The 26,487-nt window shown below is 68.9% G+C and carries 25 protein-coding genes, 1 tRNA gene and 1 other RNA gene; 18 read left to right on the forward strand and 9 right to left on the reverse strand.

Features of this window, described 5'->3' with window-relative positions; genetic code table 11:
* Window positions 1-869: 869 nt before the first annotated feature.
* The 7 genes from ACWDNU_RS33580 (at window position 870) to ACWDNU_RS33610 (ending at window position 6,095) form a co-directional block, all read left to right on the forward strand.
* Window positions 870-943: transfer RNA gene (locus tag ACWDNU_RS33580), tRNA-Met, on the forward strand.
* Between the two features lie 241 nt (window positions 944-1,184).
* Complete coding sequence (locus tag ACWDNU_RS33585) at window positions 1,185-1,685, forward strand: PadR family transcriptional regulator (protein ID WP_067592944.1); 501 nt, start codon at window positions 1,185-1,187, stop codon at window positions 1,683-1,685.
* Between the two features lie 64 nt (window positions 1,686-1,749).
* Entirely contained in the window at window positions 1,750-2,853 is a 1,104-nt protein-coding gene (prfB, locus tag ACWDNU_RS33590; RefSeq protein ID WP_354748380.1) for a peptide chain release factor 2, read from the forward strand.
* Between the two features lie 98 nt (window positions 2,854-2,951).
* A complete protein-coding gene (ftsE, locus tag ACWDNU_RS33595) occupies window positions 2,952-3,641 on the forward strand; it encodes a cell division ATP-binding protein FtsE (protein WP_009073292.1) in 690 nt (229 codons plus the stop codon).
* Between the two features lie 45 nt (window positions 3,642-3,686).
* Entirely contained in the window at window positions 3,687-4,580 is an 894-nt protein-coding gene (gene ftsX / locus ACWDNU_RS33600) for a permease-like cell division protein FtsX (protein WP_037359041.1), read from the forward strand.
* A gap of 139 nt (window positions 4,581-4,719) precedes the next feature.
* Complete coding sequence (gene smpB / locus ACWDNU_RS33605) at window positions 4,720-5,202, forward strand: SsrA-binding protein SmpB (RefSeq protein ID WP_449671826.1); 483 nt, start codon at window positions 4,720-4,722, stop codon at window positions 5,200-5,202.
* Entirely contained in the window at window positions 5,199-6,095 is an 897-nt protein-coding gene (locus ACWDNU_RS33610; protein ID WP_449671827.1) for an amidohydrolase family protein, read from the forward strand. The genes smpB and ACWDNU_RS33610 overlap by 4 nt, the downstream gene beginning before the upstream one ends.
* Here the strand turns inward: ACWDNU_RS33610 and ACWDNU_RS33615 are convergent.
* The 5 genes from ACWDNU_RS33615 to ACWDNU_RS33635 all read right to left on the reverse strand — a co-directional run bounded on the left by ACWDNU_RS33615 (window position 6,085) and on the right by ACWDNU_RS33635 (window position 10,331).
* On the reverse strand, window positions 6,085-7,386 hold the full coding sequence (locus tag ACWDNU_RS33615) for an acyltransferase family protein (RefSeq protein WP_449671828.1): 1,302 nt from the start codon (window positions 7,384-7,386) through the stop codon (window positions 6,085-6,087). The genes ACWDNU_RS33610 and ACWDNU_RS33615 overlap by 11 nt on opposite strands.
* A 102-nt stretch (window positions 7,387-7,488) precedes the next feature.
* Window positions 7,489-7,707 (reverse strand): hypothetical protein, encoded by a 219-nt coding sequence (locus tag ACWDNU_RS33620; RefSeq protein ID WP_344269261.1) that lies wholly within the window; start codon window positions 7,705-7,707, stop codon window positions 7,489-7,491.
* 102 nt (window positions 7,708-7,809) lie between these two features.
* Window positions 7,810-8,451, reverse strand: coding sequence for a response regulator transcription factor (locus ACWDNU_RS33625; RefSeq protein ID WP_009073303.1), 642 nt, complete (start codon window positions 8,449-8,451; stop codon window positions 7,810-7,812).
* Between the two features lie 57 nt (window positions 8,452-8,508).
* Window positions 8,509-9,642, reverse strand: coding sequence for a sensor histidine kinase (locus ACWDNU_RS33630; RefSeq protein ID WP_449671829.1), 1,134 nt, complete (start codon window positions 9,640-9,642; stop codon window positions 8,509-8,511).
* On the reverse strand, window positions 9,639-10,331 hold the full coding sequence (locus tag ACWDNU_RS33635; RefSeq protein WP_370940069.1) for a sensor domain-containing protein: 693 nt from the start codon (window positions 10,329-10,331) through the stop codon (window positions 9,639-9,641). The genes ACWDNU_RS33630 and ACWDNU_RS33635 overlap by 4 nt, the downstream gene beginning before the upstream one ends.
* Window positions 10,332-10,496: 165 nt before the next feature.
* Between ACWDNU_RS33635 and ssrA the strand changes: the two genes are divergently transcribed.
* Window positions 10,497-10,871, forward strand: a transfer-messenger RNA (tmRNA) gene (gene ssrA, locus ACWDNU_RS33640).
* 508 nt (window positions 10,872-11,379) lie between these two features.
* Here ssrA and ACWDNU_RS33645 read toward each other — a convergent pair.
* Complete coding sequence (locus ACWDNU_RS33645) at window positions 11,380-12,165, reverse strand: IclR family transcriptional regulator (protein ID WP_449671830.1); 786 nt, start codon at window positions 12,163-12,165, stop codon at window positions 11,380-11,382.
* 171 nt (window positions 12,166-12,336) lie between these two features.
* On the opposite strand from ACWDNU_RS33645, the gene hutH reads away from it, so the two are divergent.
* The 8 genes from hutH to ACWDNU_RS33685 all read left to right on the forward strand — a co-directional run bounded on the left by hutH (window position 12,337) and on the right by ACWDNU_RS33685 (window position 22,169).
* Window positions 12,337-13,863, forward strand: a complete 1,527-nt coding sequence (gene hutH, locus ACWDNU_RS33650; protein ID WP_449671831.1) for a histidine ammonia-lyase — start codon at window positions 12,337-12,339, stop codon at window positions 13,861-13,863.
* A gap of 2 nt (window positions 13,864-13,865) precedes the next feature.
* Entirely contained in the window at window positions 13,866-15,527 is a 1,662-nt protein-coding gene (gene hutU, locus ACWDNU_RS33655; RefSeq protein WP_370940066.1) for a urocanate hydratase, read from the forward strand.
* Window positions 15,524-16,720: an allantoate amidohydrolase gene (locus ACWDNU_RS33660; protein WP_449671832.1), complete on the forward strand. Its 1,197-nt coding sequence runs from the start codon at window positions 15,524-15,526 to the stop codon at window positions 16,718-16,720. The genes hutU and ACWDNU_RS33660 overlap by 4 nt, the downstream gene beginning before the upstream one ends.
* On the forward strand, window positions 16,717-18,021 hold the full coding sequence (locus ACWDNU_RS33665; RefSeq protein WP_449671833.1) for a formimidoylglutamate deiminase: 1,305 nt from the start codon (window positions 16,717-16,719) through the stop codon (window positions 18,019-18,021). Before ACWDNU_RS33660 ends, ACWDNU_RS33665 begins: the two co-directional genes overlap by 4 nt.
* The gene (hutI, locus tag ACWDNU_RS33670; protein WP_449671834.1) at window positions 18,009-19,154 is read left to right on the forward strand and encodes an imidazolonepropionase; all 1,146 of its coding nucleotides are present in this window, start codon (window positions 18,009-18,011) and stop codon (window positions 19,152-19,154) included. Before ACWDNU_RS33665 ends, hutI begins: the two co-directional genes overlap by 13 nt.
* A gap of 179 nt (window positions 19,155-19,333) precedes the next feature.
* The gene (locus tag ACWDNU_RS33675; protein WP_449671835.1) at window positions 19,334-20,566 is read left to right on the forward strand and encodes an FAD-dependent oxidoreductase; all 1,233 of its coding nucleotides are present in this window, start codon (window positions 19,334-19,336) and stop codon (window positions 20,564-20,566) included.
* 239 nt (window positions 20,567-20,805) lie between these two features.
* Window positions 20,806-21,936 (forward strand): anion permease, encoded by a 1,131-nt coding sequence (locus ACWDNU_RS33680; protein WP_449671836.1) that lies wholly within the window; start codon window positions 20,806-20,808, stop codon window positions 21,934-21,936.
* 11 nt (window positions 21,937-21,947) lie between these two features.
* Complete coding sequence (locus ACWDNU_RS33685; protein ID WP_182895320.1) at window positions 21,948-22,169, forward strand: hypothetical protein; 222 nt, start codon at window positions 21,948-21,950, stop codon at window positions 22,167-22,169.
* Here ACWDNU_RS33685 and ACWDNU_RS33690 read toward each other — a convergent pair.
* Together ACWDNU_RS33690 and ACWDNU_RS33695 are read right to left on the reverse strand one after the other, a co-directional pair.
* Window positions 22,166-22,894 (reverse strand): hypothetical protein, encoded by a 729-nt coding sequence (locus ACWDNU_RS33690; RefSeq protein WP_449671837.1) that lies wholly within the window; start codon window positions 22,892-22,894, stop codon window positions 22,166-22,168. The two genes, ACWDNU_RS33685 and ACWDNU_RS33690, sit on opposite strands and share 4 nt — an antisense overlap.
* A complete protein-coding gene (locus tag ACWDNU_RS33695) occupies window positions 22,891-23,100 on the reverse strand; it encodes a hypothetical protein (RefSeq protein WP_449671838.1) in 210 nt (69 codons plus the stop codon). The genes ACWDNU_RS33690 and ACWDNU_RS33695 overlap by 4 nt, the downstream gene beginning before the upstream one ends.
* An 81-nt stretch (window positions 23,101-23,181) precedes the next feature.
* Here ACWDNU_RS33695 and ACWDNU_RS33700 point away from each other — a divergent pair, with 81 nt between their 5' ends.
* Window positions 23,182-24,726, forward strand: coding sequence for a sensor histidine kinase (locus ACWDNU_RS33700; protein WP_370940057.1), 1,545 nt, complete (start codon window positions 23,182-23,184; stop codon window positions 24,724-24,726).
* A complete protein-coding gene (locus ACWDNU_RS33705) occupies window positions 24,723-25,370 on the forward strand; it encodes a response regulator (RefSeq protein WP_449671839.1) in 648 nt (215 codons plus the stop codon). The genes ACWDNU_RS33700 and ACWDNU_RS33705 overlap by 4 nt, the downstream gene beginning before the upstream one ends.
* Here the strand turns inward: ACWDNU_RS33705 and ACWDNU_RS33710 are convergent.
* Window positions 25,342-26,481, reverse strand: a complete 1,140-nt coding sequence (locus tag ACWDNU_RS33710) for an FAD-dependent monooxygenase (protein ID WP_449671840.1) — start codon at window positions 26,479-26,481, stop codon at window positions 25,342-25,344. The two genes, ACWDNU_RS33705 and ACWDNU_RS33710, sit on opposite strands and share 29 nt — an antisense overlap.
* Window positions 26,482-26,487: the final 6 nt, after the last annotated feature.

A 26,487-nucleotide genomic window follows, 5' to 3' on the forward strand; every position in this document is an offset into this window, starting at 1 on the left:
GCTCGGTAGCTCGCTGGGCTCATAACCCAGAGGTCGCAGGTTCAAATCCTGTCCCCGCTACAGAGGTGAGAGGCCTGTCTTCGCAAAAAGCGCGAAGACAGGCCTCTTTCGTTGTGTCCTCTGGGGGTCGAACCCCCAGACCCCCGCCAGGGGGCGAGCCCCCTGGACCCCCGCCGGGCTACTTGGGGATGGAACCTCACCTTCGTCTTTGGCCTTTGCTCGCGGAGCGAGCTTGGCCGGTCTGGTGAGATGCCTTTGCTCGCGGAGCGAGCTTGGCTGGTGGGGTGAGGTGGGTGCGGGGCTTGCCCTTGGTCTTCGGGCCCGTTGGTGTTTGGTGGGGTGCGACGGGTTTGTCTCTCGTCCGTCGTGAAGTTGGGTTGGGGTTGCTGGCGTTGGCTCCGGTTGTATGTGAGGGGCCAATTCTCGGCGGCCCAACGGATCTGAACTCGCCCGGAGAGCAAAAACCGAGGTGTCAATCCGGTGCCTGGCAAGGAGCAGAAGGCTCGGTTAGGCCGGAAGGCAGGAAGCCAGCCTGCCGCGTCGCGGCGGCGGGGGCGTCGGCGTGGTGGTTTTCTTGGGTTGGTGGGGGATCGGGCGGTTTTGACAGGTTTAGACCTCTTGTTTGTTCTCTTGTAGAGGGTCGGAAATCGTTGGGGGCGTTGGAATATTCCGTAATTGGTGGCGCATGCCGGGGGTGGAGGTGCGGAAAGCGTGGGGGTTGTTTGGCGGGGCGGTGGGATTCGTGGGAGCTGGCCGGGGCGGGCTGGCCAGCTGCCGGCGGCCTGGGTGGTGTTTTTGCTGGTCAGGTGGTGTTTTTGGGGGTGGTGTGGGCGGGGTTTTTCGGGGGTGTAGTGTTGTTTTCACAACGACGCGGGGTGGAGCAGCTCGGTAGCTCGCTGGGCTCATAACCCAGAGGTCGCAGGTTCAAATCCTGTCCCCGCTACTTGGATACGAAGCCGGGGCTCGTGCGGATGCACGGGCCTCGGCTTTTTTTGTGCGCCATTTGGCCGTCGCTCGGGTGGTGGTTGCGGCGCGGTGATCGTTTCGGCGGTGGTTGCGGAGCGTGGCAGAGTCTATTGTGGACATACCTGCGGACTGGGCTGTTAGAGGGGTTGCCGCTGGCCACAATGGACTGATTGGTGACCACTGTGGACACAGCGGCGGATAAGTGGGACCGTAGAGGGGTGTCCGAATTGAATGCAACCGCCGCCGCTCTGCTCGGTCTGCTCCATGACGGCCCCGCCACAGGCGGCCAGCTCGTCTCGGGCGCCGACGAGCGCTTCGGCGCCTTCTTCAGCGTCACCCGCAGCCAGGTCTACCGCGAGCTCCCGGCGCTCTCGAAAGAGGGTCTCGTCCGGCTCGGCAAGCAAGGACCCCGTTCGAGCCAGCAGTACGTGCTCACCGCGGCAGGCAAGAAGGCCTTCAAGACGTGGCTCACGTCCGAGGCCGGACCCGACCACCTGCGCAGCCCGCTCATCCTGCGGCTCGTGCACGCCGGCTCCCTGACGGCCAAACAGCGCGGCGCCCTGCTCGACAGCGCCCGCACCACCTACCAGGCGCAGCTCGAAGAGGCCAAGAACGCCACCAAGACCGCCGACGGCCCCTACGCCAAGGCAGTCGCCGAGTTCGCCCAGGCGCAGGCCAAGGCCGCCCTGAAGCTGCTCGACTCGATCCCGCAGGCCTGAGCTCCGCCACGGCCCCACGACCGGTTCGCGACCGGTCGTGGGTTTTGCCGTAACGTTGTCCGGCGTGAGTGATGAGTTCGATGCGGCGCTGAAGGACCTGACCGGCAAGCTGACCCAGATCGAGTCGGTGATGGACCTCGACGCGCTGCGGGCGCAGGTCGCCGAGCTCGAGGAGCAGGCGTCCAGCCCCACCCTCTGGGACAACGTCGAAGAAGCCCAGAAGGTCACCAGCCAGCTGTCCCACCGGCAGGCCGAGCTGCGCCGCGTCTCCGAACTGCGCCAGCGCCTCGACGACCTCGGCGTCCTCTACGAGCTCGCCGCCGACGAGGGCGACAGCGGCAGCATGACCGAGGCCGAGGGCGACCTCGCCGACCTCGGCAAAGACATCGACGCGCTCGAAGTCCGCACCCTGCTGTCGGGCGAATACGACGACCGCAACGCCGTCGTCAACATCCGCTCCGAAGCGGGCGGCGTCGACGCGGCCGACTTCGCCGAGATGCTCCTGCGCATGTACCTGCGCTGGGCCGAGCGGCACGGCTACCCGACGGACGTCTTCGACATCTCCTACGCCGAAGAAGCGGGCATCAAGTCCGCCACCTTCAAGGTGACCGCCCCGTACGTCTACGGCACCCTCTCGGTCGAGCAGGGCACCCACCGCCTCGTGCGGATCTCGCCGTTCGACAACCAGAGCCGGCGGCAGACGTCCTTCGCGCACGTCGAGGTCCTGCCCGAGGTCGAGGAAGTCGACCACGTCGACATCCCGGAAAAGGACATCCGCGTCGACGTGTACCGCTCGTCCGGCCCCGGCGGGCAGAGCGTCAACACCACCGACTCCGCGGTCCGCCTGACCCACATCCCGACCGGCATCGTCGTCTCCTGCCAGAACGAGAAATCGCAGCTGCAGAACAAGGCGGCCGCGATGAAGGTCCTCCAGGCGCGCCTCCTGCAGCGCAAAAAGGAGGAGGAACGGGCCGAAATGGACGCGCTCAAGGACGGCGGCTCCAGCTGGGGCAACCAGATGCGCTCCTACGTGCTGCACCCGTACCAGATGGTCAAGGACCTCCGTACGGAATTCGAGGTCGGCAACCCCACCGCGGTCCTCGACGGCGACATCGACGGCTTCCTGGAGGCCGGAATCCGCTGGCGCAAGCAGACGAACGCGGTCTGATCCGCGAGGCGGCGGCGACCCGCGCCGGGACGAGGCGCGGGTCACCCAAGGCACCGGCAACCCGGGCTTAACGGGGCCCATGGGTAGGATGCCGAACCGTGATCCGGCTCGAAGAGGTTTCCAAGGTCTACAAGACCTCGACCCGTCCCGCCCTCGAACGGGTGTCGGTCGAGATCGACAAGGGTGAGTTCGTCTTCCTCATCGGCCCGTCCGGTTCCGGGAAGTCGACGTTCCTGCGGCTGCTGCTGCGGGAAGAGGTGCCCTCCAAGGGACGGGTCATGGTGTCGAACTTCGACGTCGCCAAGCTCGCCCGGCGCAGGGTCCCCCGCCTGCGCCAGACCATCGGCTGCGTGTTCCAGGACTTCCGGCTGCTGGCCAACAAAACCGTCGCGGAAAACGTGGCGTTCGCGCTCGAGGTCATCGGGAAACCGCGGCCCACGATCCGCAAGGTCGTGCCCGAGGTGCTCGAACTCGTCGGCCTCGACGGCAAAGCCGACCGGCTGCCCAACGAGCTCTCCGGCGGCGAGCAGCAGCGCGTCGCGATCGCCCGCGCGTTCGTGAACCGCCCGCTCGTGCTTCTCGCCGACGAGCCCACCGGGAACCTCGACCCGGACACCAGCCAGGACATCATGCTGCTGCTGGAGCGGATCAACCGCACCGGCACCACCGTGCTGATGGCCACGCACGACCATTCCATCGTGGACTCGATGCGGCGGCGGGTCGTCGAGCTGCAGCTCGGTCGCGTGATCCGCGACGACGCCCGCGGCGTCTACGGCATCGGCCGCTGACGCACCCCGCCCTTTTCCGCCCCGACCCAAGGAATTACCAGAGCGATGCGTGCCAGTTTCGTCTTCAGCGAGGTCGTCACCGGTTTGCGCCGGAACGTCACGATGACCATCGCGATGATCCTCACCACCGCGGTCTCGCTCGCCATGCTCGGCGGCGGTCTGCTCGCCGTGCGCACGATCGACAAGATGAAGGCGAACTTCCTCGCCGAAGTCGAAGTTTCGGTCTCGCTGGTCGACGACGTGAGCGCGAACGACAAGAACTGCACGCAGGCGCTCTGCAACGGGCTCCGCCAGTCGCTGCAGAACAACCCCGGTGTGGAGTCGGTCGTCTACGAGAACCGCGACCAGGCCTACGACCGGTTCAAGAAGATCTTCGCGAGCCAGCCCGAACTGCTCGAGCTGACCGGCCCCGAGGCGCTGCCCGCGTCGCTGCAGGTGAAGCTGAAGGACCCGGACCGGTCCGACGCGATCATCAAGCAGTACACCGGCCAGCCCGGCGTCAAGAAGGTCGACGACCAGAAGAAGTTCCTCGACCGCGTGTTCAACGTCTTCAACGGAGTCCGGAACATCGCGTTCGTGATGGCGCTCATCATGGCCGTCGCCGCCCTGCTGCTGATCGCGAACACCATTCAGGTTTCGGCGTTCACGAGGCGGACGGAAGTCGGCATCATGCGCCTGGTGGGCGCGACGCGGTGGTATACCCAGCTGCCGTTCCTCTTGGAGGCGGTGGTCGCCGGCACGGTCGGCGCCGTGCTCGGGGTGGTGTTCCTGCTTCTGACGAAGCTGTCCTTCCTCGACACGGTCTTCACCGGCGAAGTGTTCCCGCAGATCACCACGCTCGAGGTGCTGTTCCCGGTCGCGCCGATCCTGCTGGCGGTGTCGATCGTGATCTCGGCGATCACCGGCTACGTCACGCTGCGGCTGTACGTGCGCCACTAGCCGCATTCCTTTGCCCTCGAACCGCCCGGCGAACGTTTTCGCCGGGCGGTTCGTGCGTCTCCAGCAGCACTGACTTCGCCGGGTGACCGGCCGTAAACCGGCGTGCTTGATCGGCTCGGTGCCACGTAAACTGGCCGGTATGCCCAAGGAACGTGGACAGAAGGTCATCGCGTCGAACCGCAAGGCTCGGCACGACTACTCCATCCTGGACACCTACGAGGCCGGGATGGTGCTGGTGGGCACAGAGGTCAAAAGCCTGCGGGCCGGCAAAGCGTCGCTGGTGGACGCGTTCGCGACGGTGGACGACGGAGAGGTGTGGCTGCGCAACGTCCACATCCCCGAGTACACCCAGGGCACCTGGACCAACCACATGCCGCGGCGCACGCGGAAGCTGCTGCTGCACCGGCGCGAGATCGAACGGCTCATCGGCAAGACCAAGGAAAGCGGTCTGTCGCTGGTGCCGCTGTCGATGTACTTCAAGGACGGCAAGGTCAAGGTCGAGATCGCGCTGGCCAAGGGCAAGAAGGCCTACGACAAGCGCCAGTCGCTCGCCAAACGCGACGCGCAGAAGGACATCAGCCGCGCGATGGGGCGGGCGTTGAAGGGCCGGTTCACGGAGTGAGCGCGGGTCCGGCCGCCGACGCGGACGTCCCGGGCTGGATCGCCGGGCTCGGCCTCGACGGGATCGTCGACCTGCACGTCCACTTCCTGCCGAAGCCAGTGCTGGACAAGGTGTGGGCGTATTTCGACCGCGCCGAGCAGCACTACGGCACGCCCTGGCCGATCCATTACCGCACGTCCGAGGCGGAGCGGATCGAAACGCTGCGCGCGCTTGGCGTGAAGGCCTTCGCGCCGCTGGTGTACCCGCACAAGCCGGGCATGGCGGAGTGGCTCACGTCCTGGGTTTTGGAGTTCGCCGAGCAGGTTCCGGAAGCGGTGCCCACTGGCACGTTCTACCCGGAGCCGGGCGCGCCGTCCTATGTGGATAGTGCGCTGCGCGCAGGAGCCAAGTGCTTCAAGGCGCACGTTCAGGTCGGCGCGTACGACCCGCGTGACGAGCTGCTCGATGGCGTGTGGGGCTCGCTGTCTGAGGCGGGCGCGCCAGTGGTTATCCACTGTGGACACGGGCCGTTGCGCGGCGATTTCACCGGGCTCGAGGTGTTCGAGGAAGTCCTGCGACGGCATCCGCGGCTCACCGCTGTCCTCGCGCACGCGGCGATGCCCCAATTCACCACCGCGTTCGAGCTGATGGCCCGTTACCCCCGGGTGCACCTGGACACCACCATGGTCGGCGTGCCGTTCGCGGAGGCGATGTCGCCGCTGCCGCCGGACTGGACGGTCCGGTTGGCGGAGGTCGCCGACCGTGTCGTGCTCGGCACCGATTTCCCGAACATCCCGTACTCGTACGCCACACAGCTGCGGGCGATCGCCGGCTGGGCAGCCGACGATCGCCTTGGCGAGCCGTTCCTGCGAGCGGTGCTGCACGACACCCCCGCGAAGCTGCTCAGCGTTTGACCGCCACGAGGGCCCGGCCGCGCGGCAGCGACACCTGACGTCCGGCCAGCGTGAACCCCGCCGCGACCAGCGCCACCCACGGCAGCGGACCGTTCAGCACGCCGTCGCGCAGCGGTGCGAATCCGTGCGCGGCCAGACCGAGAAGACCGCCGGAGGCGAGCAGGCCCGCCAGCACCAGTTGCGGCGTCCGTGCGGTCACGACCAGGCCGTCCGGCTGCATCTCGAAGCGCTCGAACAGCCGCAGCAGACCCAGCAGCACCGCGCCGCACACCGCGAACCAGGCGGGCGCCATGAGGAACCACATCGACGTACCCGGGGTCGGCGTCGAGTAGCCGAGGGCGAACACGGTCACGCCGGAAACCACGACCAGCGCCGGCATGTGCCACAGGTAGACCGACATGAACCGCGGGCTGAGCCAGCCGAGCGCGGCGGTGACGCGGGGGAGCGAGACGAGCTTCTCGCGGAAAGCCAGCAGGAAGCCGATCTGGCCGAGCGCCAGGAACAGCAGCAGAACGGTCGGCGGGCTCATGTTGGACACCGGCGCGCCCGGCATGCCGATCATGCTCGCCGGGTACGGACCGAACGCGACCAGCAGCGCGGTCACTCCGAAACCGGCGGCGGACACGGCGAGCGCGGCGCGGCGGCTGAGCGAGCCGAGGCGGCCTTCGACGTAGTGGAAACCGAGTTGGTGCACGGCGACCCAGACGATGACGGCGTTGGCGTACCCGATCAGGCCGAGGTCGGAAAACCGTGCCACGTCAACGAGAACGCCCAGTCCGGCCAGCACCGCCGGCACCGCGAGACCCCAGCGCCGGTGGGCGGCGACCATCAACGGTGTGAGCAGCACGGTCAGCAAATAGACCGAGAGGAACCACAGCAGTTGCGCGGCGATCGCGCTGGCCACCTGCACTGGCTGCGGCGGAACTCCCAGGCCGTGCAACAGATCCGGCACGACGAGCCACACCGCCATCAGCGGCAGCACCGGAACGAGCAGCCGGCGTACGCGTCCGGCGAACCAGGCGCGGGTGGATTCCGCGCGGCGCAAGGAGATCAGGTTCGCCGCGCCGCCCGCGAAAAAGACCAGCGGCATGACCTGCGAAGCCCAGGTGATGATCCACCAGCCCGGCGTCGCGAGGGCGTTGCCGGTGGAAAGAGTGTTGCCGGAGAAGGAAAGCACCGGCATCGTCCAGTGCTGCGCGACCACCGCGAGAATCGCTCCGGCGCGCACCACGTCGAGAAACTTGTCCCGGGACGCCCGTGGGGCGCGGGTCGGCAGCTGGCTCGTCGTCATGCTGAAGAGCCTGTCGGTTTCCGGGCGCGGAAACAGCCGTGCAGACCACCGAAAAAGGGTTCAGGCCAGCAGGGGGTGCGTGGTGGGGTTTGCCCTACCTCGCTAAGGGAGGGTGTCCGGTTCCGGCTCGGATTCGTGCGCCTGTACCCGGTACGCCCAGCCGTCCTCGGTGAGGCCGAGTTCGTACCGCGTCTCGATTTTCGGGCCGCCGTGCAGGTGGATGTGGCGCACGACGGTGCCCGGAACCGGTTCCTCGTCGGCGAGTTCCTGCACCCGGCCGTCGAGCGGGCCGCCGAAGAAGCGGACGCTGCGGTCGGACATCGGGTTCTCCTCGCTCGGCTCGGGCGGCATCAGTCCATGGTAGGCGAGGAAGGCCCGCCCGGGCTGCCGTCAGTTCGAGTGAGGGGTTTTAACGGCCAGGCTTTAACGGCCAAGGTAGGTCAGCACCGCGCGTACCCGGCGGTGTTCTTCGGAGCTGGCCTCGAGGCCGAGCTTCGAGAAGATGTTGCCGATGTGCTTTTCGACCGCTCCGTGCGACACGACCAGCGAGTTCGCGATGGCGTTGTTGGACAGTCCCTGCGCCATCAATCCGAGTACCTCGGATTCACGCGCGGTGAGCGAATCGAGCGGGTTGCGGCGGCCGCGGGCCATCAGCTGGGCGATGACGTCGGGGTCGATGGCGGTGCCGCCGTCCGCGACGCGACGGACCGCGTCCAGGAACTCGTCCACGTCGGCGACGCGCTCTTTCAGCAGGTAGCCGACGCCGCCGGCCCCGCCGGACAGCAGCTCGACCGCGTAGCTTTCCTCGACGTACTGGGACAGCACGAGCACCGGCAGGCCAGCGATCTCCTTGCGAGCCGCCAGCGCCGCGCGCAACCCCTCGTCGGTGAACGTCGGCGGCATCCGGACGTCGACAATCGCCAGGTCAGGACGGTGTTCGGTGATCGCGCCGAGCAGATCGTCGCCGTTGTCGACCGCGGCGACCGTCTCGATGCCCTCGTCGGCGAGCAACCGGGTGACCCCCGCCCGAAGCAACACGGCGTCTTCGGCGATCACTACTCGCATCAAAGCCCCCAGGTCCGTGAGTGAAAAGCTCCCGGAGGCTATTCACTCACGGCCGGGTCACCATTGACACGGCAGGTCCGCTCTGATGACCGTCGGCCCGCCGACCGGGCTCACGACGGTGATCACGCCGTCGATGGTCGCCGCTCGGTCGGCCAGCCCGGCGAGGCCGCCGCCAGGGCGAACCTCGGCGCCGCCGTGGCCGTTGTCGGTGATTTCGGTGATGACGTGCGTGTCCGAACGCCACACCTTCACCGTCGCCTCGGTCGCGCCGGAGTGCTTGGCGATGTTGGTGAGGGTCTCGCCGACGATGAAGTACGCCGTGGTCTCGACCGCGGCCGGCGGCCGGGGCTCGACGTTGACGTGCACGTCCACCGGGATCGGCGACTTCGCGGCCTGTGCGGACAGAGCCGCGTCGAGACCGCGGTCGCCGAGCACGGCGGGGTAGATGCCGCGGGCGAGGTCGCGCAGCTCGGAAACGGCGAGCTTGGCGTCCGAATGGGCCTCGTCGATCAGGTCGCGCACCGCGTTCGGGTCGTTGTCGAACTTCGACTTCGCCCGGCCGAGGCTCATCGCGACGGCCACGAGCCGCTGCTGCGCGCCGTCGTGCAGGTCCCGCTCGATCCGGCGGCGCTCGGCCTCCGCGGCGTCCACGCCACGAGCCCGCGACGCCTGCAGGTGCTCAGCCTTCTTTTCGAGCTTCTTCGTGCGGTTCGGGCCCAGCATCGACAGTGCCAGGTTGCCGTGCAGCCAGCCCAGCCACGGCGTCACCCAGATCGCCATCGGCAGCAGCACGATCGACGCGATCGCGATCGGCAATTCGACGATCGACATCGGGAACGCGACCATCAGGTACGCCAGGTCGCGCCAGGTCGTCGGGTCGGACAGCCGGGTCAGCCAGCGGCGGGTCAGCGACTGCCCCTCCAGCGAAAGCCGCTCGACCGGTGTCAGCGGGGTGCCGAGCATCCGGCGGGCCCAGCGGCGTTCGAGGTCGCCTGACCAGCGGATGAACCCGGTGACGGCCAGCAGGATCGGGAAGCCGATCCAGATGATCAGCGTTCCCGTGCCGACCGTGCCGCCGACCACGATGAGGATGAACTGCAGCAGCCGCAGGAAGAACGACGGGATCATGTACGCGATCGTGCGGGCCGGATGCGGACGGGGGTGCTCCGGAGGCGGGTCTTGCGAAGTCATCCGGCCACCGTGATCCCGTCGATCTCGTTCCACGAGCGCTCCATGCGACGCCGCTGGGCGACCGTGGGCCGCAGCAGCCCGGTCGCGAACGCCGCGTGCAGCGCCGCCAGCCCCTTAGTCAGGGCCACGGCGATCGCGGCGAACAGCACCCCCAGCGCCGCCCACGGCAGCGCGGTCACCGTCGAGTCGACGACGAACCAAGGCACATCGTAGCTCGGGAAGGCGTAGACGCCGTCCGGAAGGAAGCGGTAGTAGATCGGCAGCGTGACCAGGCCCAAGCTGACCGCCCACACTGTCACGACCAGCACGAACTCCACCAGGCCGAGCGGGAAGAGCAGGAACAGGTAGGACAGGTCGCGCCAGGTCGCCGGGTCCTTCAGCCGGGTCAGCCAGCGCTGCTTCTGCCCCGTCGGCGGCAGCGGCAGATAGGGGTCGTCGACATACACGTCCAGCAGAGCGAACACGCGCCCCCGCTCGACCCGGCCCGCGGTCCGCGTGAACAGGATGAGCAGCGCGAGCAGCGGTACGCCGAGCCACACGACGAGCGTCCCGAAGCCGGCGGAGGCGAGCGTCACGATCAGCGTGAACGAGAGGATGCCGATGGGCAGGTTGAGCAGCAGATAAGCCAGCGCCCCGCCCAACGGCGGAGTGCGGCGCCCAAAACTGCGACCGGCGGGCACGGTGACCATGGCGGGGCTCCCTCACTGCGGAAACTGACCTGCTCAGCATGGCCGGGCGCGTGCCGGGCAACCAGGGGGCGAGCGGGCATCTTCGGGGTGGGGACAGCCCTACCCCATGCCGGAATTATCGGGTTGCCGCGCGGGTTATGATGGTGAGGTTACAAGCACCTACAAGGGGGTGAACGGTTTCGACTCTGGACGTTGAATCAAGGGAAGCGTGCCGGTGCAGGCGAGAGACCACCGCAAGCGTCATCGCAACCTAATAAGCGCCAAGGCCAATAGCCAGCGCGACTTCGCTCTCGCTGCCTGATCGCAGTAGAGCAAGTCTGTCGGCCCGGGGTCGCCTCCGACCCGGTCGCCGGCATCAGCTAGGAGGCTTACCGCCAGTCCCGGCCACGGGGCCTGGTAGGGAAGCAAACAGTGGCTGGGCTCGTCACTTCAGCTTGTTCGCGTGACTGAAGGAGCCAAGCAGAGACATAGCGGACTGCGCACGGAGAAGCCTTGAGGAGGCGCTAGAGGACCCGGGTTCAATTCCCGGCACCTCCACTCGACTGTCGGCACCTGATTCACGGGATCAGGTGCCGACAGTCGTTTTTGCTCCGCAGTGCTGTCGCGGCGGGTATCGAAATGCCATTTGCGGCCGTCTGGCGGGAAGATCTCCTCGGAGTGCAGAGCGTAGATGTTCTCGTCGTCTTCGCCGTCCTCGAAGTCGATTGCCTCGTCGATCTCCCAACTGATCGCACCCTGCTCGAAAATCAAGTGCAGGGCGAGGTCGTCCGCCGGGCAGCTGGTCACGTTCCTCTCGGCATGTTCGCCAGAGACCTGAGGTCTTCCTTGATGCCGTCGATTGTGTAGTCGCAGCCCAGCGCGAACGTTCGAGCGCAGGCTTCTCCGAGCACAGCGGCCATCGGTTGCCTTGCTCGTAACGTCGCCAAGATTCGCCGCCCACTCCCGCGGCGGCGGCTTGCTCAATGGTCAGGTTGAGTTCTTCACGGCGTGCGCGGATTTCGTGCCCAGCTCCGCGCTGCTTGCTTGCGTGTTTGGCTTGAAGGGGATCTCACTCCGGCCGGTTGCCGCCGATGTGCGTAGTGAGCGTGGCGGCTGTCGCGGCGACGGCTTCGGCTAGGTCGGGGAAGGTTTCTTCGCACGGACGGTCCTCTGGGCAAAGATGGCGCAGCGTCACGCTGATCGCAGCCATCGGGCGGGAACCGTGGTCGAACACCGGCGCGGCGACAGACGCGAAGCCAGCCGTCACGTGACCGTCTTCCACTGACCAGCCCAGACGGCGTTCGGTGGCCAAGGTTCGGCGTAGCGCGGCCAGCGAATTGGGCCCGCGCGGAGTGCGCAGGACGAATGACGCGGCGGCCGGGAACAGGGCACGGACGTGGGCGGCGGGCAGGTGTTGCAGCATCGCGCGGCCGGAGGCGGTCAGGTGTGCGGGCAGGCGTACGCCGACGTCGGTGACCAGCGTTTCCGGGCGGGCGGGGCGTTCCTTGATCAGGTATAGCGATTCGTTGCCGTGCAGGACGCCGAGGTGTGCGGTGTGGCCGATGCGGTCGACCAGTTTGCGCAGCAGCGGTCCGGCAAGCCGCTCCAGCGGGTCGTGGCGCAGGTAGGCCGAGCCTAGTTCGAAGGCGGCGATGCCGAGGCCGTAGCGGCGTTCGGCGGGCAGGTGGGTGACGAAACCGGCTGCGGTCAGTTCGTTGAGCAGGTGGTATGTCGTCGACCGGGGCAGGTCGAGGTCTCGGGCGATGGCGGCGGCTGAGACTGGGCCCGCGTGGCCGGCCAGCAGGCGCAGGACGGAGAGGCCGTTGCGCAGGGCTGGCACGTCGGAACTGCTCACGGTCTCCTCCTTAAGAAAAGGTGCGAGGGGACCCCTCGCACCGCCCAGACGGAGTATGAGGGGTCCCTTCGCTCCGGTAGCCGAGGCTCTCGCCACGTGTTGTCTTGAATCCCAGACACTACCGCCAACTCCGCACTGTCGCCGGAGCCCGCCGGGAGGTGCAATGGCGGCATGCCGGAACCAGTCCTCCTGAGCTCGAAGCCGATGACCGCGGCGCAGGTCGTCGACGTCGTCCGCGGGCACGCGCACGTCGGGCTCGCCGAGGCGGTCGAGAAGAACCTCGCCGCCACTCGCCAGCACATCGAAGACCTCGCCGACGCCACGTCGCCGACCTACGGGGTCTCGACCGGGTTCGGCGCGCTCGCCACGCGCCACATTCCCGTCGAGAGCCGCACGGCGCTGCAGCGCAGCCTGATCCGCTCGCACGCCGCGGGCGCCGGGCCGGCGGTGGAGCCGGAGGTGGTGCGCGCCTTGATGCTGCTGCGCCTGCGCACGCTGGCCAGCGGCTACACCGGCGTGCGGCCGCAGACGGCGCAAACGCTTGCGGCGCTGCTCAACGCGGACATCACGCCGGTCGTGCACGAGTACGGCTCGCTCGGCTGCTCCGGCGACCTCGCGCCGCTGGCGGCGGTCGCGCTGGCGCTGATGGGCGAGGGCGAGGTGTTCCACGCGGGCGAGCGCAAGCCCGCCGCGGACGCGTTGCGGGCGGCCGGGATCACGCCGGTCGTGCTGGCCGAGAAGGAGGGCCTCGCGCTCACCAACGGCACCGACGGCATGCTCGGCATGCTGCTGCTCGCCGCCGCCGATCTGCACCGGCTGTTGGACGTCGCGGACCTCACCGCGGCGATGAGCGTCGAGGCGCTGCTGGGCACCGACCGCGCGTTCGCCGCTGATCTGCAGGCGTTGCGGCCGCACCCGGGGCAGGCGACCAGCGCGGCGCGGATGTTCGCGGCGCTGCAGGGATCGAAGATCGTGGAAAGCCACCGCGGTCCGGACTGCAACCGAGTGCAGGACGCGTACTCGCTGCGATGCGCGCCGCAGGTGCACGGCGCCGCGCGGGACACGCTGACGCACGCGGAACTGGTCGCGGAGCGGGAACTCTGGTCCGCTGTGGACAATCCGGTGGTGCTGGCCGACGGCCGGGTGGAGTCGAACGGCAACTTCCACGGCGCGCCGGTCGCGTACGTGCTCGACTTCCTCGCGGTGCCGGTGGCGGACGTGGCAAGCATCGCCGAACGCCGCACCGACCGGATGCTCGACCAGGCCCGCTCGCACGGGCTGCCGCCGTTCCTCGCGTACGACCCCGGCGTCGACTCCGGGCACATGATCGCGCAGTACACGCAGGCCGCCGTGGTCAGCGAGCTCAAGCGGCTCGCCGTGCCCGCCTCCGTCGACTCGATCCCGAGCAGCGCGATGCAGGAGGACCACGTGTCCATGGGCTGGTCCGCCGCGCGCAAGCTGCGCAAGGCGGTCGACGGCCTGACCACCGTGCTCGCCGTCGAACTGCTCACCGCGGCCCGCGCGCTCGATTTCCGCGCGCCGCTGCAGCCTTCGCCGGTCACCGGACGCGTCCGGGACCTGCTGCGCACCAAGGTCGAGGGTCCTGGCCCCGACCGTCACCTGGCGCCCGAGATCGCGGCCGCCGAAGAACTCGTGCGGTCGGGCGCTGTCCTGACCGCGGCCGAACTGGAGGCCTGAGCATGACAAGCACCGCCCGTACCGTCCGCGCCGCCCGGGGCACCTCGCTCACCGCGAAGAACTGGCAGACCGAGGCCGCGCTGCGGATGTTCCACAACAATCTCGACCCCGAGGTCGCCGAGCGGCCCGACGATCTGGTCGTCTACGGCGGCACCGGCCGCGCCGCGCGCAACTGGGCGAGCTTCGACGCGATCACCCGCGAGCTGACCGCGCTGGAGCAGGACGAGACGCTGCTGGTCCAGTCCGGCAAGCCGGTCGGCGTGTTCCGCACCCACGAGTGGGCGCCGCGGGTGCTGATCGCGAACTCGAACCTGGTGGGCGACTGGGCGACCTGGCCGGAGTTCCGCCGGCTCGAGCAGCAGGGCCTCACCATGTACGGGCAGATGACCGCCGGTTCGTGGATTTACATTGGTACGCAAGGCATTCTGCAGGGAACCTACGAAACGTTCGCCGCGGTGGCGAAGAAGCGCTTCGGCGGAACCCTGCGCGGCACGCTCACCGTCACCGCCGGGCTCGGCGGCATGGGCGGCGCGCAGCCGCTGGCGGTCACGATGAACGACGGTGTGGCGTTGTGCATCGAGGTCGACGCCCAGCGCGCGCACCGCAGGGTCGAGCACCGGTACCTCGACGAGGTGGCCGACGACCTGGACGACGCGATCCGGCGGGTCACCGCGGCGAAGAAGGAACGGCGCCCGCTGTCCGTCGGCGTCGTCGGCAACGCCGCCGAACTGCTGCCGGAGCTGTTGCGCCGCGACGTCGAGGTGGACATCGTCACCGACCAGACCTCGGCGCACGACCCGCTGTCCTACCTGCCCAAGGGCATCAGCGTGGACGACTGGCAGGACTACGCGGCCAAGAAGCCGGACGAGTTCACCGACCGGGCGCGCGAGTCGATGGCCGACCACGTCGACGCGATGCTCGGGTTCCTCGACCGCGGCGCCGAGGTATTCGACTACGGCAACTCCCTGCGCGGCGAAGCGAAACTCGGCGGCTGCGAGCGCGCGTTCGACTTCCCCGGCTTCGTGCCCGCCTACATCCGGCCGCTGTTCTGCGAGGGCAACGGACCGTTCCGCTGGGCCGCGCTGTCCGGCGACCCAGAGGACATCGCCGCGACCGACCGCGCGATGCTCGAGCTGTTCCCGGAGAACGAGTCGCTGGCGCGCTGGATCAAGATGGCCGGTGAGCGGGTCGCGTTCCAAGGCCTGCCCGCCCGGATCTGCTGGCTCGGCTACGGCGAACGGCACCTGGCCGGCCTGCGCTTCAACGAGATGGTGGCCAGCGGCGAGCTGAAGGCCCCGGTCGTGATCGGCCGCGACCACCTCGACTCGGGCAGTGTCGCCTCGCCGTACCGCGAGACCGAGGGCATGGCCGACGGTTCCGACGCGATCGCCGACTGGCCGCTGCTCAATGCGCTCGTCAACACCTCGTCCGGCGCGAGCTGGGTGTCCATCCACCACGGCGGCGGGGTCGGCATGGGCCGGTCCATCCACGCCGGGCAGGTGTCCGTCGCGGACGGCACGCCGCTGGCGGCGCAGAAGCTGGAGCGGGTGCTCACGAACGACCCGGGCATGGGCGTCATCCGGCACGTCGACGCCGGGTACGACCGTGCGGCCGAGGTCGCCGACGAGCGCGGCGTGCGGGTGCCGATGCGGGAGCAGGCGTGACCGCATCCGGGTTGCTCGGCGAGATCGCCGACGTCGGGCGCGACGCCCGGCGCGGCGGTTACTCGCGGCACGCGTTCGACGCGCCGGAGCACGACCTGCGCACGTGGTTCGTCGAACGGGCGCAGCAGCTGGGCCTTGACGTCGAGACCGATCGCAACGGCAACCTGTGGGCGTGGTGGGGCGCTCCCGGCGCGAACGCGGTCGTCACCGGCAGCCACCTGGACTCGGTTCCGGGCGGCGGCGCGTTTGACGGGCCGCTCGGCGTCGTGAGTGCGCTGGCGGCAGTGGAAGCGTTGCAGACCAAGGGGTTCCGTCCGAACAAGCCGTGCGCGGTGGTCGTGTTCGCCGAGGAGGAGGGCGGGCGCTTCGGCGTGCCGTGTCTCGGTTCGCGGCTGCTCACCGGGACGATCGACGCGGACCGGGCCCGGGCGTTGCGGGATCCGTCCGGCGTCACGTTCGCCGAGGCCGCCGCGAAGTCCGGCCTGGATGTGGACCGGATTGGTGCGGATCCGGACCGGCTCGGGCTGATCGGGCAGTTCCTGGAACTGCACGTCGAACAGGGCAGGGGGCTGATCGACCTCGGATCGCCGGTGGCGGTCGGCAACACGGTGATCGCACACGGCCGCTGGCGATTCTCGTTCACTGGCCAGGGAAACCACGCGGGTGCGACGTTGCTCGCGGACCGGGTGGATCCGATGCTGCCCGCCGCCGAGACCGTGGTGGCGGTGCGGCGGCTGGCGCAGAAGTTGTCGGACGCTCGGGCGACAGTGGGGCGGCTCGTGCCCACGCCGGGCGGGACGAATGTGATTGCGTCCACTGTGGACCTGTGGCTGGACGCGCGGGTGCCGGGTACCTCGACGCCGGAGCTGGTCGAGGAGATCACCCGGGCGGCGCAGGACGCTGCTGAAGCGGAGGGGTGTCAGCTCGCGGTCACGCGCGAGTCGTACTCCGACGACGTGGTGTTCGACGAGTCGCTGCGGCGGTCGCTGGGGGAGTGGCTGGGCGCTCCGCCCGAGCTGCCCACCGGTGCCGGGCACGACGCGGCGATCCTGGCGGGATTCGTGCCGTCCGGAATGCTGTACGTCCGCAATCCGACCGGGATCAGCCACGCGCCAGAGGAATTCGCCGAGGCAGACGACGTCGAGGCCGGTGCGAGGGCGCTCGCCGAGGTGCTGGAGCGGCTCGCGAGATGACCACATACTGGTGCGAACGGGCCTGGCTGCCCGAGGGCGTCGCGGACGCGGTCCGAATCGAGACCGCCGACGGCCGGATCGTTTCGGTGACCGCCAACGCGGAAAGGTCCGGAACTGTCCTCAATGGACTGACCCTGCCCGGGTTCGCCAACGGGCACTCGCACGCGTTCCACCGCGCGCTGCGAGGCCGGACGCACCACGAGCGGGGCACGTTCTGGACGTGGCGGGAGCGGATGTACTCGCTCGCCGCCCGGCTCGATCCGGATTCGTACTACCGGCTCGCTCGCGGCGTCTACGCGGAGATGGTGCTGGCGGGGTACGCGAGCGTCGCCGAGTTCCACTATCTGCATCACGGTCCGGGCGGCAAACCGTACGCGTCGCCCAACGCCATGGGCGACGCGCTGCGACAGGCCGCGCGGGACGCCGGGATCCGGATGACCCTGCTCGACACCTGTTATCTCGCGGGCGGCATCGGCGTGCCGCCGGACGAGGTGCAGCAGCGGTTTTCGGACGGTTCCGCCGAGAACTGGGCGGAACGCGTCGCGCTGCTGAAGGAAGACGACCTGTTCCGCGTAGGCGGGGCGATCCACTCCGTGCGCGCGGTGCCGGAGTACGAGCTGCCGCAGGTGGACAGTGCGGTGCCGAAGGACCGGCCGTTGCACATCCACCTGTCCGAACAGCGCGCGGAGAACGAGCAGTGCGAGGCCGCGTACCGCTGGACGCCGACCGGGTTGCTCTGGGATTACGGCGTGCTCGGCGAGCGGCTCACCGCAGTCCACGCGACGCACCTGACCGAGCAGGACATCAAGTGGCTGGGCGAATCGCGGAGCGGCGCGTGCTTCTGCCCGACCACCGAACGGGACCTCGGCGACGGCATCGGGCCAGCTCGGAGTCTGCTCGACGCGGGCGCGCGGCTCGGCATCGGGAGCGACAGCAACGCGGTGGTCGACGCATTCGAGGAGACCCGGGCGCTGGAGTTGGACGACCGGCTCGCCAGCGAGGAACGCGGCCGGTTCACCGCGGAAGAACTGCTTGCCGCTGGGACCGAGCACATCTCCGCGGGTTGGCCGGAGACCGGCACTCTCGCGGCTGGCGCTGGAGCCGACCTGGTCACCGTCGCGATGGACACCGTGCGTACGGCCGGGATCGAACCGTCCGGCGTGCTGTTCGCCGCTGCGGCCGCGGATGTCCGTACCGTGGTGGTGGCCGGGCGGGAAGTGGTGCGCGACGGCGCGCACGTGCTGATCGAACGACCGGAAACCTTACTGGCCAAGGAGATCGAGGCGCTGTGGCAGTTCTGATCACCGGAATCGGCGAGCTCACCACGAACGACCCGGAGCTGGGCAAGCTACGCGACGCCGCGTTGGTGCTCGACGGCGAGACCGTCGCGTGGGCCGGTCCGGCCGCGCAGGCCCCGGATGCCGACGAGCGCGTGGATGTCGAGGGTCGCGCTGTGCTGCCCGGGTGGGTGGACAGCCACACCCACCTCGTGTTCGCGGGCGATCGCACCGCCGAGTTCGAGGCGCGGATGGCCGGGCAGGCTTACGCGGCAGGCGGAATCGCGGTCACCGTCGATGCGACGCGGGCGGCTTCGGACGAGCAGCTGGCGGCGAATCTCCGTCGACATGTCGAGGAAGCGGCTGCGCAGGGCACCACCTGCCTGGAGACGAAGACCGGCTACGGCCTCAATGTCGCCGACGAGACCCGGTCGGCGCGGATCGCCGGCGAGGTCGCGGACGAGGTGACCTTCCTCGGGGCCCACCTCGTGCCGCCGGGCGCCGACGCGGAGTCCTATGTGGACTTGGTGTGCGGCGAGATGCTGGACGCGGTCGCGCCGCATGTGCGGTGGGCCGACGTGTTCTGCGAGACCGGTGCGTTCGACGAGGCGCAGTCGGCGCGGGTGCTCAAGGCGGCGGCGGAGCGCGGACTTGGGCTGCGCGTGCACGGCAATCAACTCGGTGAGGGTCCGGGCGTGCGGCTGGCAGTGGAGCTGGACGCGGCGAGCGTCGACCACTGCACGTACCTGAGCGATGCCGACGTCGAGGCGCTCGCGTCGTCCAACACGGTCGCGACGGTGTTGCCCGCGTGCGATTTGTCCACGCGGCAGTCGCTCGCTCCGGCGCGGCGGCTGCTCGACGCTGGCGCGACGGTCGCGTTGGCCAGCAACGCGAATCCGGGCAGTTCGTACACCACGTCGATGGCGTTCTGCGTGACGACAGCGGTGCTGCAGATGCGGATGACTGTCGACGAGGCCGTGTGGTCGGCGACCGCCGGTGGTGCGCGGGCGCTTCGCCGCGAGGACGTCGGGTATCTGCGGCCGGGTGCGCGGGCGGATGTGCACGTACTCGACGCTCCGTCCACCACGCATCTCGCTTATCGGCCCGGGGTCCCGTTGACCCACTCGGTGTGGCGGAAAGGGGCAAGGCTGCGTTAATCAGGGTGGCGACGGCGTCCGCGGCTGCGCTAACGTGAAAGGGAACAGGACGCGCGAAAGACCATTGTCCGGTATGGGTTAGGCTGGACGATCCATTCGCTCTGTTTCCAAGTGCCCCGCGCGGGCCAGCCCAGTGCGTCCCTCTCGAACCAGAATTTGGTACGGAAGGGACTTCGCTGATGGCGAATAACGCTGCCACCGACGGCACCGGCGCTGGCAATGGTGCCGCAGACAACACGGTGCTCGTGATCGGAGCCGGACTCGGCGGGCTGTGTCTCGCACAAGGGCTGCGCAAAGCCGGTATCCCGTGCGAGGTCTACGAACGAGACTCCGCGCTGGACGCGCGCCGCCAGGGCTATCGGCTGCACATCGATTCCCGCGGCGACCAGGCGTTGCGCGATGTGCTCCCGCCGCACCTGCACGAGCTGTTCCGGGCCACGTCGGGTCAGCCGCGCAACGTCACCACGATTTACGACAGCCAGCTGAAGCCGGTCACCGAGTTCGTGCTGGACGACGGCGACGTCCAGCGCAACGTCAACCGGTTCACCCTCCGGGAGATTCTGTTCGAGGGGCTCGGCAACGTCCACTTCGGCAAAGAGTTCGTCCGGTACGAAACGCACGAGAACGGCGTGGTCGCGCACTTCGCCGACGGGACGCAGGCGCGCGGCGCGGTTCTCGTCGGCGCGGACGGCGTGAATTCGCCGGTACGCCGCCAATATCTTCCGCACGCGCAAGTCGTCGACACCGGATTGCGCCAGCTGTACGGGAAGATCCCGCTCACCGAGGCGAACCGGGGGCTCTTCGACCCGGCCATGTTCTCGGTGTTCAACATTATTTCCGGGCCGGGCAAGGCGATGATCGGAGTCGCGCCGGTCGACTATCCGGAGCCGATCCCCGACGCGTGCGCGCGGCTCGCGCCCGGTGTGCGGCTCAGCCCCGACAACTCGTACATGACCTGCGCTTTCGGTGCCCGCCAAGAGATCTTCGGGCTGACCGACGACGAACTCCGCGCGCTGTCCGGGGACGAGATGCACAAGCTCGTGCTCGACCGGGTCTCCGGCTGGCATCCGAAGGTGCGCCGGATCGTCGAAAGCTGGGTCCCGGAAACGATATTCCTCGTCTCGATCCGGACCAGCGTGCCGATCGGGCCGTGGGAGCCGTCGCGGGTCAGTCTGGTCGGCGACGCGATCCACGCGATGAGCCCGGCCGCCGGGGCTGGGGCGAACACCGCGATGCGCGACGGTGCCGCCCTCGCCGCCGCGTTGAGCAGCGGCCATGCCGACGCGATCGGGGAATACGAGACGGAAATGCGCCGGTACGGATTCGCCGCGGTGCGCGAGTCCGCGGCCAATGGGGCACAGCATCTGGGACAGAACCCGTTGCCGGAAATATCCTTAAAGACCGTTTCGTAAAGAGCCGTGAGAAGAGCGCGGGGGCAGAGTTCCTGCCCTCGCGCTCAGCCCTGCGCGCGGTCGCGAACCATCGGGGCAACGATGAAAAAGGACCAGCAGGTGAACAGCGGAAAACCAGCGACGGCGGCAAGATCTCGTTCATTTAGAGTTCAACTACTGGCCACTCGCTGAGGGATCTGGAGACACCGCCCGCGTCGGTACCGTCATTCCCGCAGGACACTCCGAACTGGAGAGCGGGCATGGACTTTTCTCTCATCGTCCTGGTGGTGATCGTCGCGGCGCTGGCCTTCGACTTCACCAACGGGTTCCACGACACGGCCAACGCCATGGCCACTTCCATCGCGACCGGCGCGCTGAAGCCCCGGGTCGCGGTCGCGATCTCGGCGGTATTGAATCTCGTCGGCGCTTTTCTTTCGATTGAGGTCGCGAAAACCATTTCCGGCGGGATCGTCGACGACACCAAGGTCACGCCGGTGGTGATTTTCGCCGGATTGGTCGGGGCCATCGTCTGGAATCTCGTGACGTGGCTGGTCGGCCTGCCCTCGAGTTCGTCGCACGCGTTGTTCGGCGGCCTGATCGGGGCGACCTGGATCGCGTCCGGCGCGGACGCCGTGCACTTCGCGAAGGTCGTCGAAAAGGTGCTCATCCCGGCGATCGCGTCGCCGGTGGTGGCGGGTGTGGTCGCGATCGTCGGCACGTTCCTCGTCTACCGGATCACGGCCAAGTCGCGGCAAGACGTCGTCGGCAAGGGTTTCAAGACCGGCCAGGTGCTTTCGGCCAGCCTGGTTTCGCTCGCCCACGGCACCAACGACGCGCAGAAGACGATGGGCGTCATCACGCTCGCCCTGATCGCGGGCGGTTCGCTCGCGCCGGGATCCAACCCGCCGGTGTGGGTGATCCTCTCCTCTGGCGCGGCGATCGCGCTCGGCACCTACTTCGGCGGCTGGCGGATCATCCAGACGATGGGCAAGAAGCTCACCGAAATCCAGACGCCGCAAGGGTTCGCCGCCGAAACGAGTTCCGCGGCGGTCATTCTGGCGTCGTCGCACCTCGGCTTCGCGCTGTCGACCACGCACGTCACTTCCGGCGGCATCATCGGTTCCGGGCTCGGCCGGAAACTCGCCGAGGTCCGCTGGGGCGTCGCGGGCAAAATGGTGATCGCCTGGGCCCTCACGCTGCCCGCCGCCGCGATCGTCGGGGCCATCGCCGCCGCGGTTTCCACGCGCGGCAGCTGGGGCACCGTCCTCGTCGGCGGCGTCGGAGTGCTGCTCGCGCTGGGCATCTGGCTCGCGTCGCGGCGCAACCCGGTCACGCCGGCCACTGTCAACAACGAGCCGGAGGCCGCCGAGGCTGCCCCGGTCGCGGCCTGAGGGAGCACGACATGGCGATCAACTGGGGTGCCCTCGGCATCGTTTTCGTGGTGGCTTTGGCCGCGGTGGTCGTGCTGACCGGACTGTTCGCGTACGGCGTGCGCGGGCTGTCCGAACGCGTGACGGCACGGGCGCACGGCGGCAGCGGCACGGTTCAGCTGACCGGCGCGGTGGTGTGTTTCGCGATCTGCGCCGCGGTGATCGGGTACGGGATCTATCTGATCGTGGCCTAGGCGAGCGCCGCCTCAGCGCGGGTTCGCAGTTCTTCCGGAAGCTCGTCGAGCAGCGGTCGTACCGTTGCCCGGCGAGTTTCGTTTAGGTGGGCCAGGACGTCCAGCGCGGGTGCCCACAGCGTCTCGTCCGCTGCGGCGGTCCGGACCAATCCGGGGAGCCGGTCGTTGCCGAGCAGGGCGAGGACGTGGTCGATCCGGCTCCGGTCGTCCAGCACGTACGCGGTCTGCAGGAGACCTGCGTCGTCCAGCAGACCGACGCAGCGGCGGACTGTGTCGTCCGGCAGGTGGCCGACGAATCGGCCCAGCGTGATCCAGTCCTCGCGGCGGGTCAGTTCCTCGGCGACCGCCACGACCGTCGGCACCGGGATCCGCGTGATGATCGACGTCGCACGCCGCGGGTCCAGTTCCGCCGCGACCGAGGCGAGGAACTTCGGCGACAGCCGCTTCGCGACGTCAACGCCGCGCGACACGTCCACCAGCCCGGCGATCCGCGCGCACAGCAGCGGGCCGAACACCTTCTCCGCGATCTTCGCGGTCACCGCCGCCGGGAGCAGTTTGCTCGCCAGCGCCATCCGCTCCAGCACGACGAGGTTCGCGTCGAACAGCGTGGTCGTCATCTGTTCGCGCAGCAGCCGCACCTCGCCCTGGTCGACGTCGGCGAGGTAGTCGAGCCGGGCCGGGTCGACGTCGAGCACCCGGGCGAGCTTGAGGATTTCCGGGTTCACAGGCCGACCGCTTTCCGCACCGCGCCGCGCAGCAGGGCGGGCACGTACTTCAGGCTCTCCTCACCCGCGCGGGCGAGCGCCTGCGCCTGCCGGTGCCGGGCGTCGCGCAACGCCGTCGCCAGATCCTGTTTGTGCTGCTCAGACAGGGTTTCGATGCCGTCCGGCAGCGGAGCGCCGAGCTGCTCGGCCAGGGTGCGTTCAGCCATGGTGACCCATCATGCCTCACGATCCCGACCTTGACTTTCGGCAGTGGTGACGAATCGGGCGGCCCTTGTAGCGTCAGCGGAATGAAGGAGGCGACGCGGTTCCGCTGGCGCGTGGCGTTCGACGTGCTGCTCTGGGCCGCGCTGTGCGGGTTCGTCCTGCTCGACGCGCCGAACAGCCCGAACGCCTGGGAGCTCGCCTACGGCCTGACGTCGGTCACCGTGGCGATGGCGACTGCCCGGGTGTACCCGGCGGTGGCGCTGGTGGTGGCGATGGCGACGGCGATCGTCATCGCGTTCGGCTGGGGCGGCCGGGTCGCGGTGTGGGAGTTCTTCCTGATCGTCGTGATCTCGTACCTGGCCGGCCTGCGGCTCGCCAGGGCGCGGGTGGCGATGATCAGCTTTTTCGCCATCGCGGTGGCCGGGATTCCGCTCGCTCTCCTGCCCACGTCGAGCTTCGACGCGTGGGGCGCGGTGCTCGGCACGCTCGCGTTCGCCGGGGTCGCGCCGTGTCTGCTCGGCCGGCACGTGCGGCTGCGGCGCGAACTCGCGCAGGACGGATGGCGGCGCGCCGAGGAGATGGAGAGCAGGCACCGGCTCGTCGCGCAGGAAGCGCGGTTGCGGGAACGAGCCAGGATCGCCAGCGACATGCACGATTCGCTCGGCCACGAGCTGAGTCTGATCGCGGTGCGCGCGGCGGCGCTGGAGGTCGACAGCGAACTCGGCGACAAGCAACGCGAAGCCGCCGGACAGCTCCGGGCGGGCGCGGCGACGGCGACGGAACGGCTGCGCGAGATCATCGGGGTGCTGCGCGAGGACGCCGCGCCGGTCGAGCCGGTGCAGGGCGATCTGGGGGAACTGATCGACCGCGCGCGGGCGTCGGGGATCGAGATCGGCGCGCGGCTCGGCAGTCTCGACAACGCGCCGCCGATGGTCGCGCGGGCGGTCTACCGCGTCGTGCAGGAAGCGCTCACGAACGCGGCGAAGTACGCGCCTGGTGCGGCCGTTTCGATCGACGTGACCAGCACGAACGAGGCGACCGACGTCCGGGTCCGGAACGCGCCGCCGCCCGCCGGGCCGTTGCCCGTCCGGTCCGGGAAGCGGGGGTTGATCGGCCTGCACGAGCGGGTGCGACTGGTCGGCGGGAGCCTGACCGCGGGACCGGCGGACGGCGGATTCGAGGTGGCGGCGCGGTTGCCGCACGACGCCGCGCCCGCGCCGGAGCAGGACGACGGAATCGGGCAGGCCGCGCGCGAGCTGGAACGCGCCCGCCGCGCCGTCCGGTCGAGCCTGGTGCAGGCGATCGTGGTGCCGCTGGGGCTGTTCGGCGTGGTCATCGGCGGCGCCGGGGTGGCGTTCCTGGCCCAGTGGTCGTCGTCGGAGCTGCCGCCGGACTCGTACGAGCGGATCCAGCTCGGCATGCCGCATTCGGCGGTCGAGCCGATGCTGCCCTCGCGCCAGCGCACGACGCTTCCGGCGATCAATGTGCCGCCGCAGCCTTATCGAAGCACCTGCGAGTACTACGGAGCCGGCCGGAGCTGGCTCAACTTCAACCACGCCGTCTACCGGCTGTGCTTTGTGGACGGTCTGGTGGCGAGCAAAGACCTTTACAGTGAGGACGAACCGTGATCCGCGTACTGCTGGCCGACGACGAAGCGATGATCCGCGCCGGCGTGGCCGCGATTCTGGCCTCGGACAAGGAAATCGAGGTCGTGGCCGAGGCCGCGGACGGACGGTCGGCGATCGAACTGGCGCGCGCGAACCGGCCGGACGTCGCGCTGCTCGACATCCGCATGCCCGGCCTCGACGGGCTCGCCGCGGCCGAGGAGATCCGCAAACTGCTGCCGGACACCGGCGTTCTCATGCTGACGACGTTCGGCGAGGACGAGTACATCGAACGCGCGCTCGGCCTCGGCGCGAGCGGATTCCTGCTCAAGGCGGGCGATCCGCGCGAACTGCTGGCCGGGGTGCACGCGGTGGCCGACGGCGCGGCTTTCCTGTCGCCGAAGGTCGCGCACCGGGTGATCACGCGCTTGTCCGGCAGCCGGTTCAGCCGGGCCGCGACCGCGCGCGAGCGGGTGAACGTGCTAACGAACCGGGAACGGGAAGTGCTGGTGCTGCTCGCCGAAGGACTGTCCAATGCGGACATCGCGGCGCGGATGTTCGTGGTGGAGGGCACGGTGAAGGCGCACGTGAGCACGATCCTGACCCGGTTGGACGTGCGCAACCGGGTGCAGGCCGCGATCACGGCTTTTGAAGCGGGGCTGGTGTAAGCCTCGGTGGTTGCCAGCGGCTGATGCTGGCACCGATCCGAGTGGTGACCGAGGCTGGCAGCAGCCGGGTGAATGTCGCCCGAAGCGCCACCGCTGCCGGGTTGCTGAGGAGAGGTCCACTGGCACCGGCCTGGATTGACGCCTTCGCGACCTTCTGCGTGCGCGGGCGACGTTCAGCGTCGTAACGGCGGAGTGCTTCGTCCACTGTGGACTCCTGCGCGTGGGAAGCCAGCACCACCGCGTCCTCCAGCGCCTGGCAACCGCCTTGTCCGAGGAACGGCGGCATGGCGTGCGCCGCGTCGCCGAGGAGCGCGATGCGGCCGCGGACATAACTGGGCAGCGGGGTCGCCAGGTGATGCGTGTCGTGCAGCAGGATTTCCGGAGTGGCGTCAATGAGCTGCGGGATCGGTTCGTGCCAGCGACCGTACTTCGAGTTCAGGTAAGCGCGGATGTCTTCGTGACGGATCCCGGCCGGGCGGGCTTCCGAGACCCACCAGTACACCTCGTCGTCCAGCAACGGCAGGACGCCGATTTCGATCCCGGCCGCCCACGTCGTGCTCAGCGTGGGCTTCAGCGGCAGCTTGGCGATACCGCGGAACGCCGCGCCACCGCTGTACTCCACGCGCGCGGCCGGGAAAAGCGCCTGCCGGATCGGGCTGTTGATCCCGTCGGCGGCCACGACCAGGTCGGCCTCGATCGAGCCGGAATCATGGTGCACCACGCCGTTTTGCTCGACACTCGTAACTTCGATCCCGGTCTTCAAGCACGAGTCTGGCAACGCTGACCGCAGCGTTTCGATCAGATTCGCCCGGTGGATCGCACCGAGCGGCAACCCGTGGCTGCGCACGAAGAGGTCGGCATCCCATCGCGCCAGCCGACGCCCGCGCCAGTCGACCAGCCCGCCGCCGCGCTGAGCTGAGATCCGGGGCTCGACGCCCAACTCGGACAACGCCCGCTGCGCGTTGGGCCACAGCGAGATTCCCGCGCCGATGGCGGTGAGTTCTGGTGCCCGTTCGAGCACCGTGACCTCCCACCCGACGCGGCGCAATCCGATCGCCGCAGCCAGTCCGCCGATGCCGCCCCCGACCACGACCGCGCGTCGCGAAGCCATGTCCGA

This window comes from Amycolatopsis sp. NPDC003676, from assembly GCF_053587275.1.

Bases quoted from the DNA above. Each gene is read 5' to 3' on its own strand.
- ftsX (WP_037359041.1), top strand. From the start codon at position 3,687: ATGCGTGCCAGTTTCGTCTTCAGCGAGGTCGTCACCGGTTTGCGCCGG.
- smpB (WP_449671826.1), top strand. From the start codon at position 4,720: ATGCCCAAGGAACGTGGACAGAAGGTCATCGCGTCGAACCGCAAGGCT.
- ACWDNU_RS33615 (WP_449671828.1), bottom strand. From the start codon at position 7,386: ATGACGACGAGCCAGCTGCCGACCCGCGCCCCACGGGCGTCCCGGGAC.
- ACWDNU_RS33620 (WP_344269261.1), bottom strand. From the start codon at position 7,707: ATGTCCGACCGCAGCGTCCGCTTCTTCGGCGGCCCGCTCGACGGCCGG.
- ACWDNU_RS33625 (WP_009073303.1), bottom strand. From the start codon at position 8,451: ATGCGAGTAGTGATCGCCGAAGACGCCGTGTTGCTTCGGGCGGGGGTC.
- ACWDNU_RS33630 (WP_449671829.1), bottom strand. From the start codon at position 9,642: ATGACTTCGCAAGACCCGCCTCCGGAGCACCCCCGTCCGCATCCGGCC.
- ACWDNU_RS33635 (WP_370940069.1), bottom strand. From the start codon at position 10,331: ATGGTCACCGTGCCCGCCGGTCGCAGTTTTGGGCGCCGCACTCCGCCG.
- hutH (WP_449671831.1), top strand. From the start codon at position 12,337: ATGCCGGAACCAGTCCTCCTGAGCTCGAAGCCGATGACCGCGGCGCAG.
- hutU (WP_370940066.1), top strand. From the start codon at position 13,866: ATGACAAGCACCGCCCGTACCGTCCGCGCCGCCCGGGGCACCTCGCTC.
- ACWDNU_RS33665 (WP_449671833.1), top strand. From the start codon at position 16,717: ATGACCACATACTGGTGCGAACGGGCCTGGCTGCCCGAGGGCGTCGCG.
- ACWDNU_RS33675 (WP_449671835.1), top strand. From the start codon at position 19,334: ATGGCGAATAACGCTGCCACCGACGGCACCGGCGCTGGCAATGGTGCC.
- ACWDNU_RS33680 (WP_449671836.1), top strand. From the start codon at position 20,806: ATGGACTTTTCTCTCATCGTCCTGGTGGTGATCGTCGCGGCGCTGGCC.
- ACWDNU_RS33685 (WP_182895320.1), top strand. From the start codon at position 21,948: ATGGCGATCAACTGGGGTGCCCTCGGCATCGTTTTCGTGGTGGCTTTG.
- ACWDNU_RS33695 (WP_449671838.1), bottom strand. From the start codon at position 23,100: ATGGCTGAACGCACCCTGGCCGAGCAGCTCGGCGCTCCGCTGCCGGAC.
- ACWDNU_RS33700 (WP_370940057.1), top strand. From the start codon at position 23,182: ATGAAGGAGGCGACGCGGTTCCGCTGGCGCGTGGCGTTCGACGTGCTG.
- ACWDNU_RS33710 (WP_449671840.1), bottom strand. From the start codon at position 26,481: ATGGCTTCGCGACGCGCGGTCGTGGTCGGGGGCGGCATCGGCGGACTG.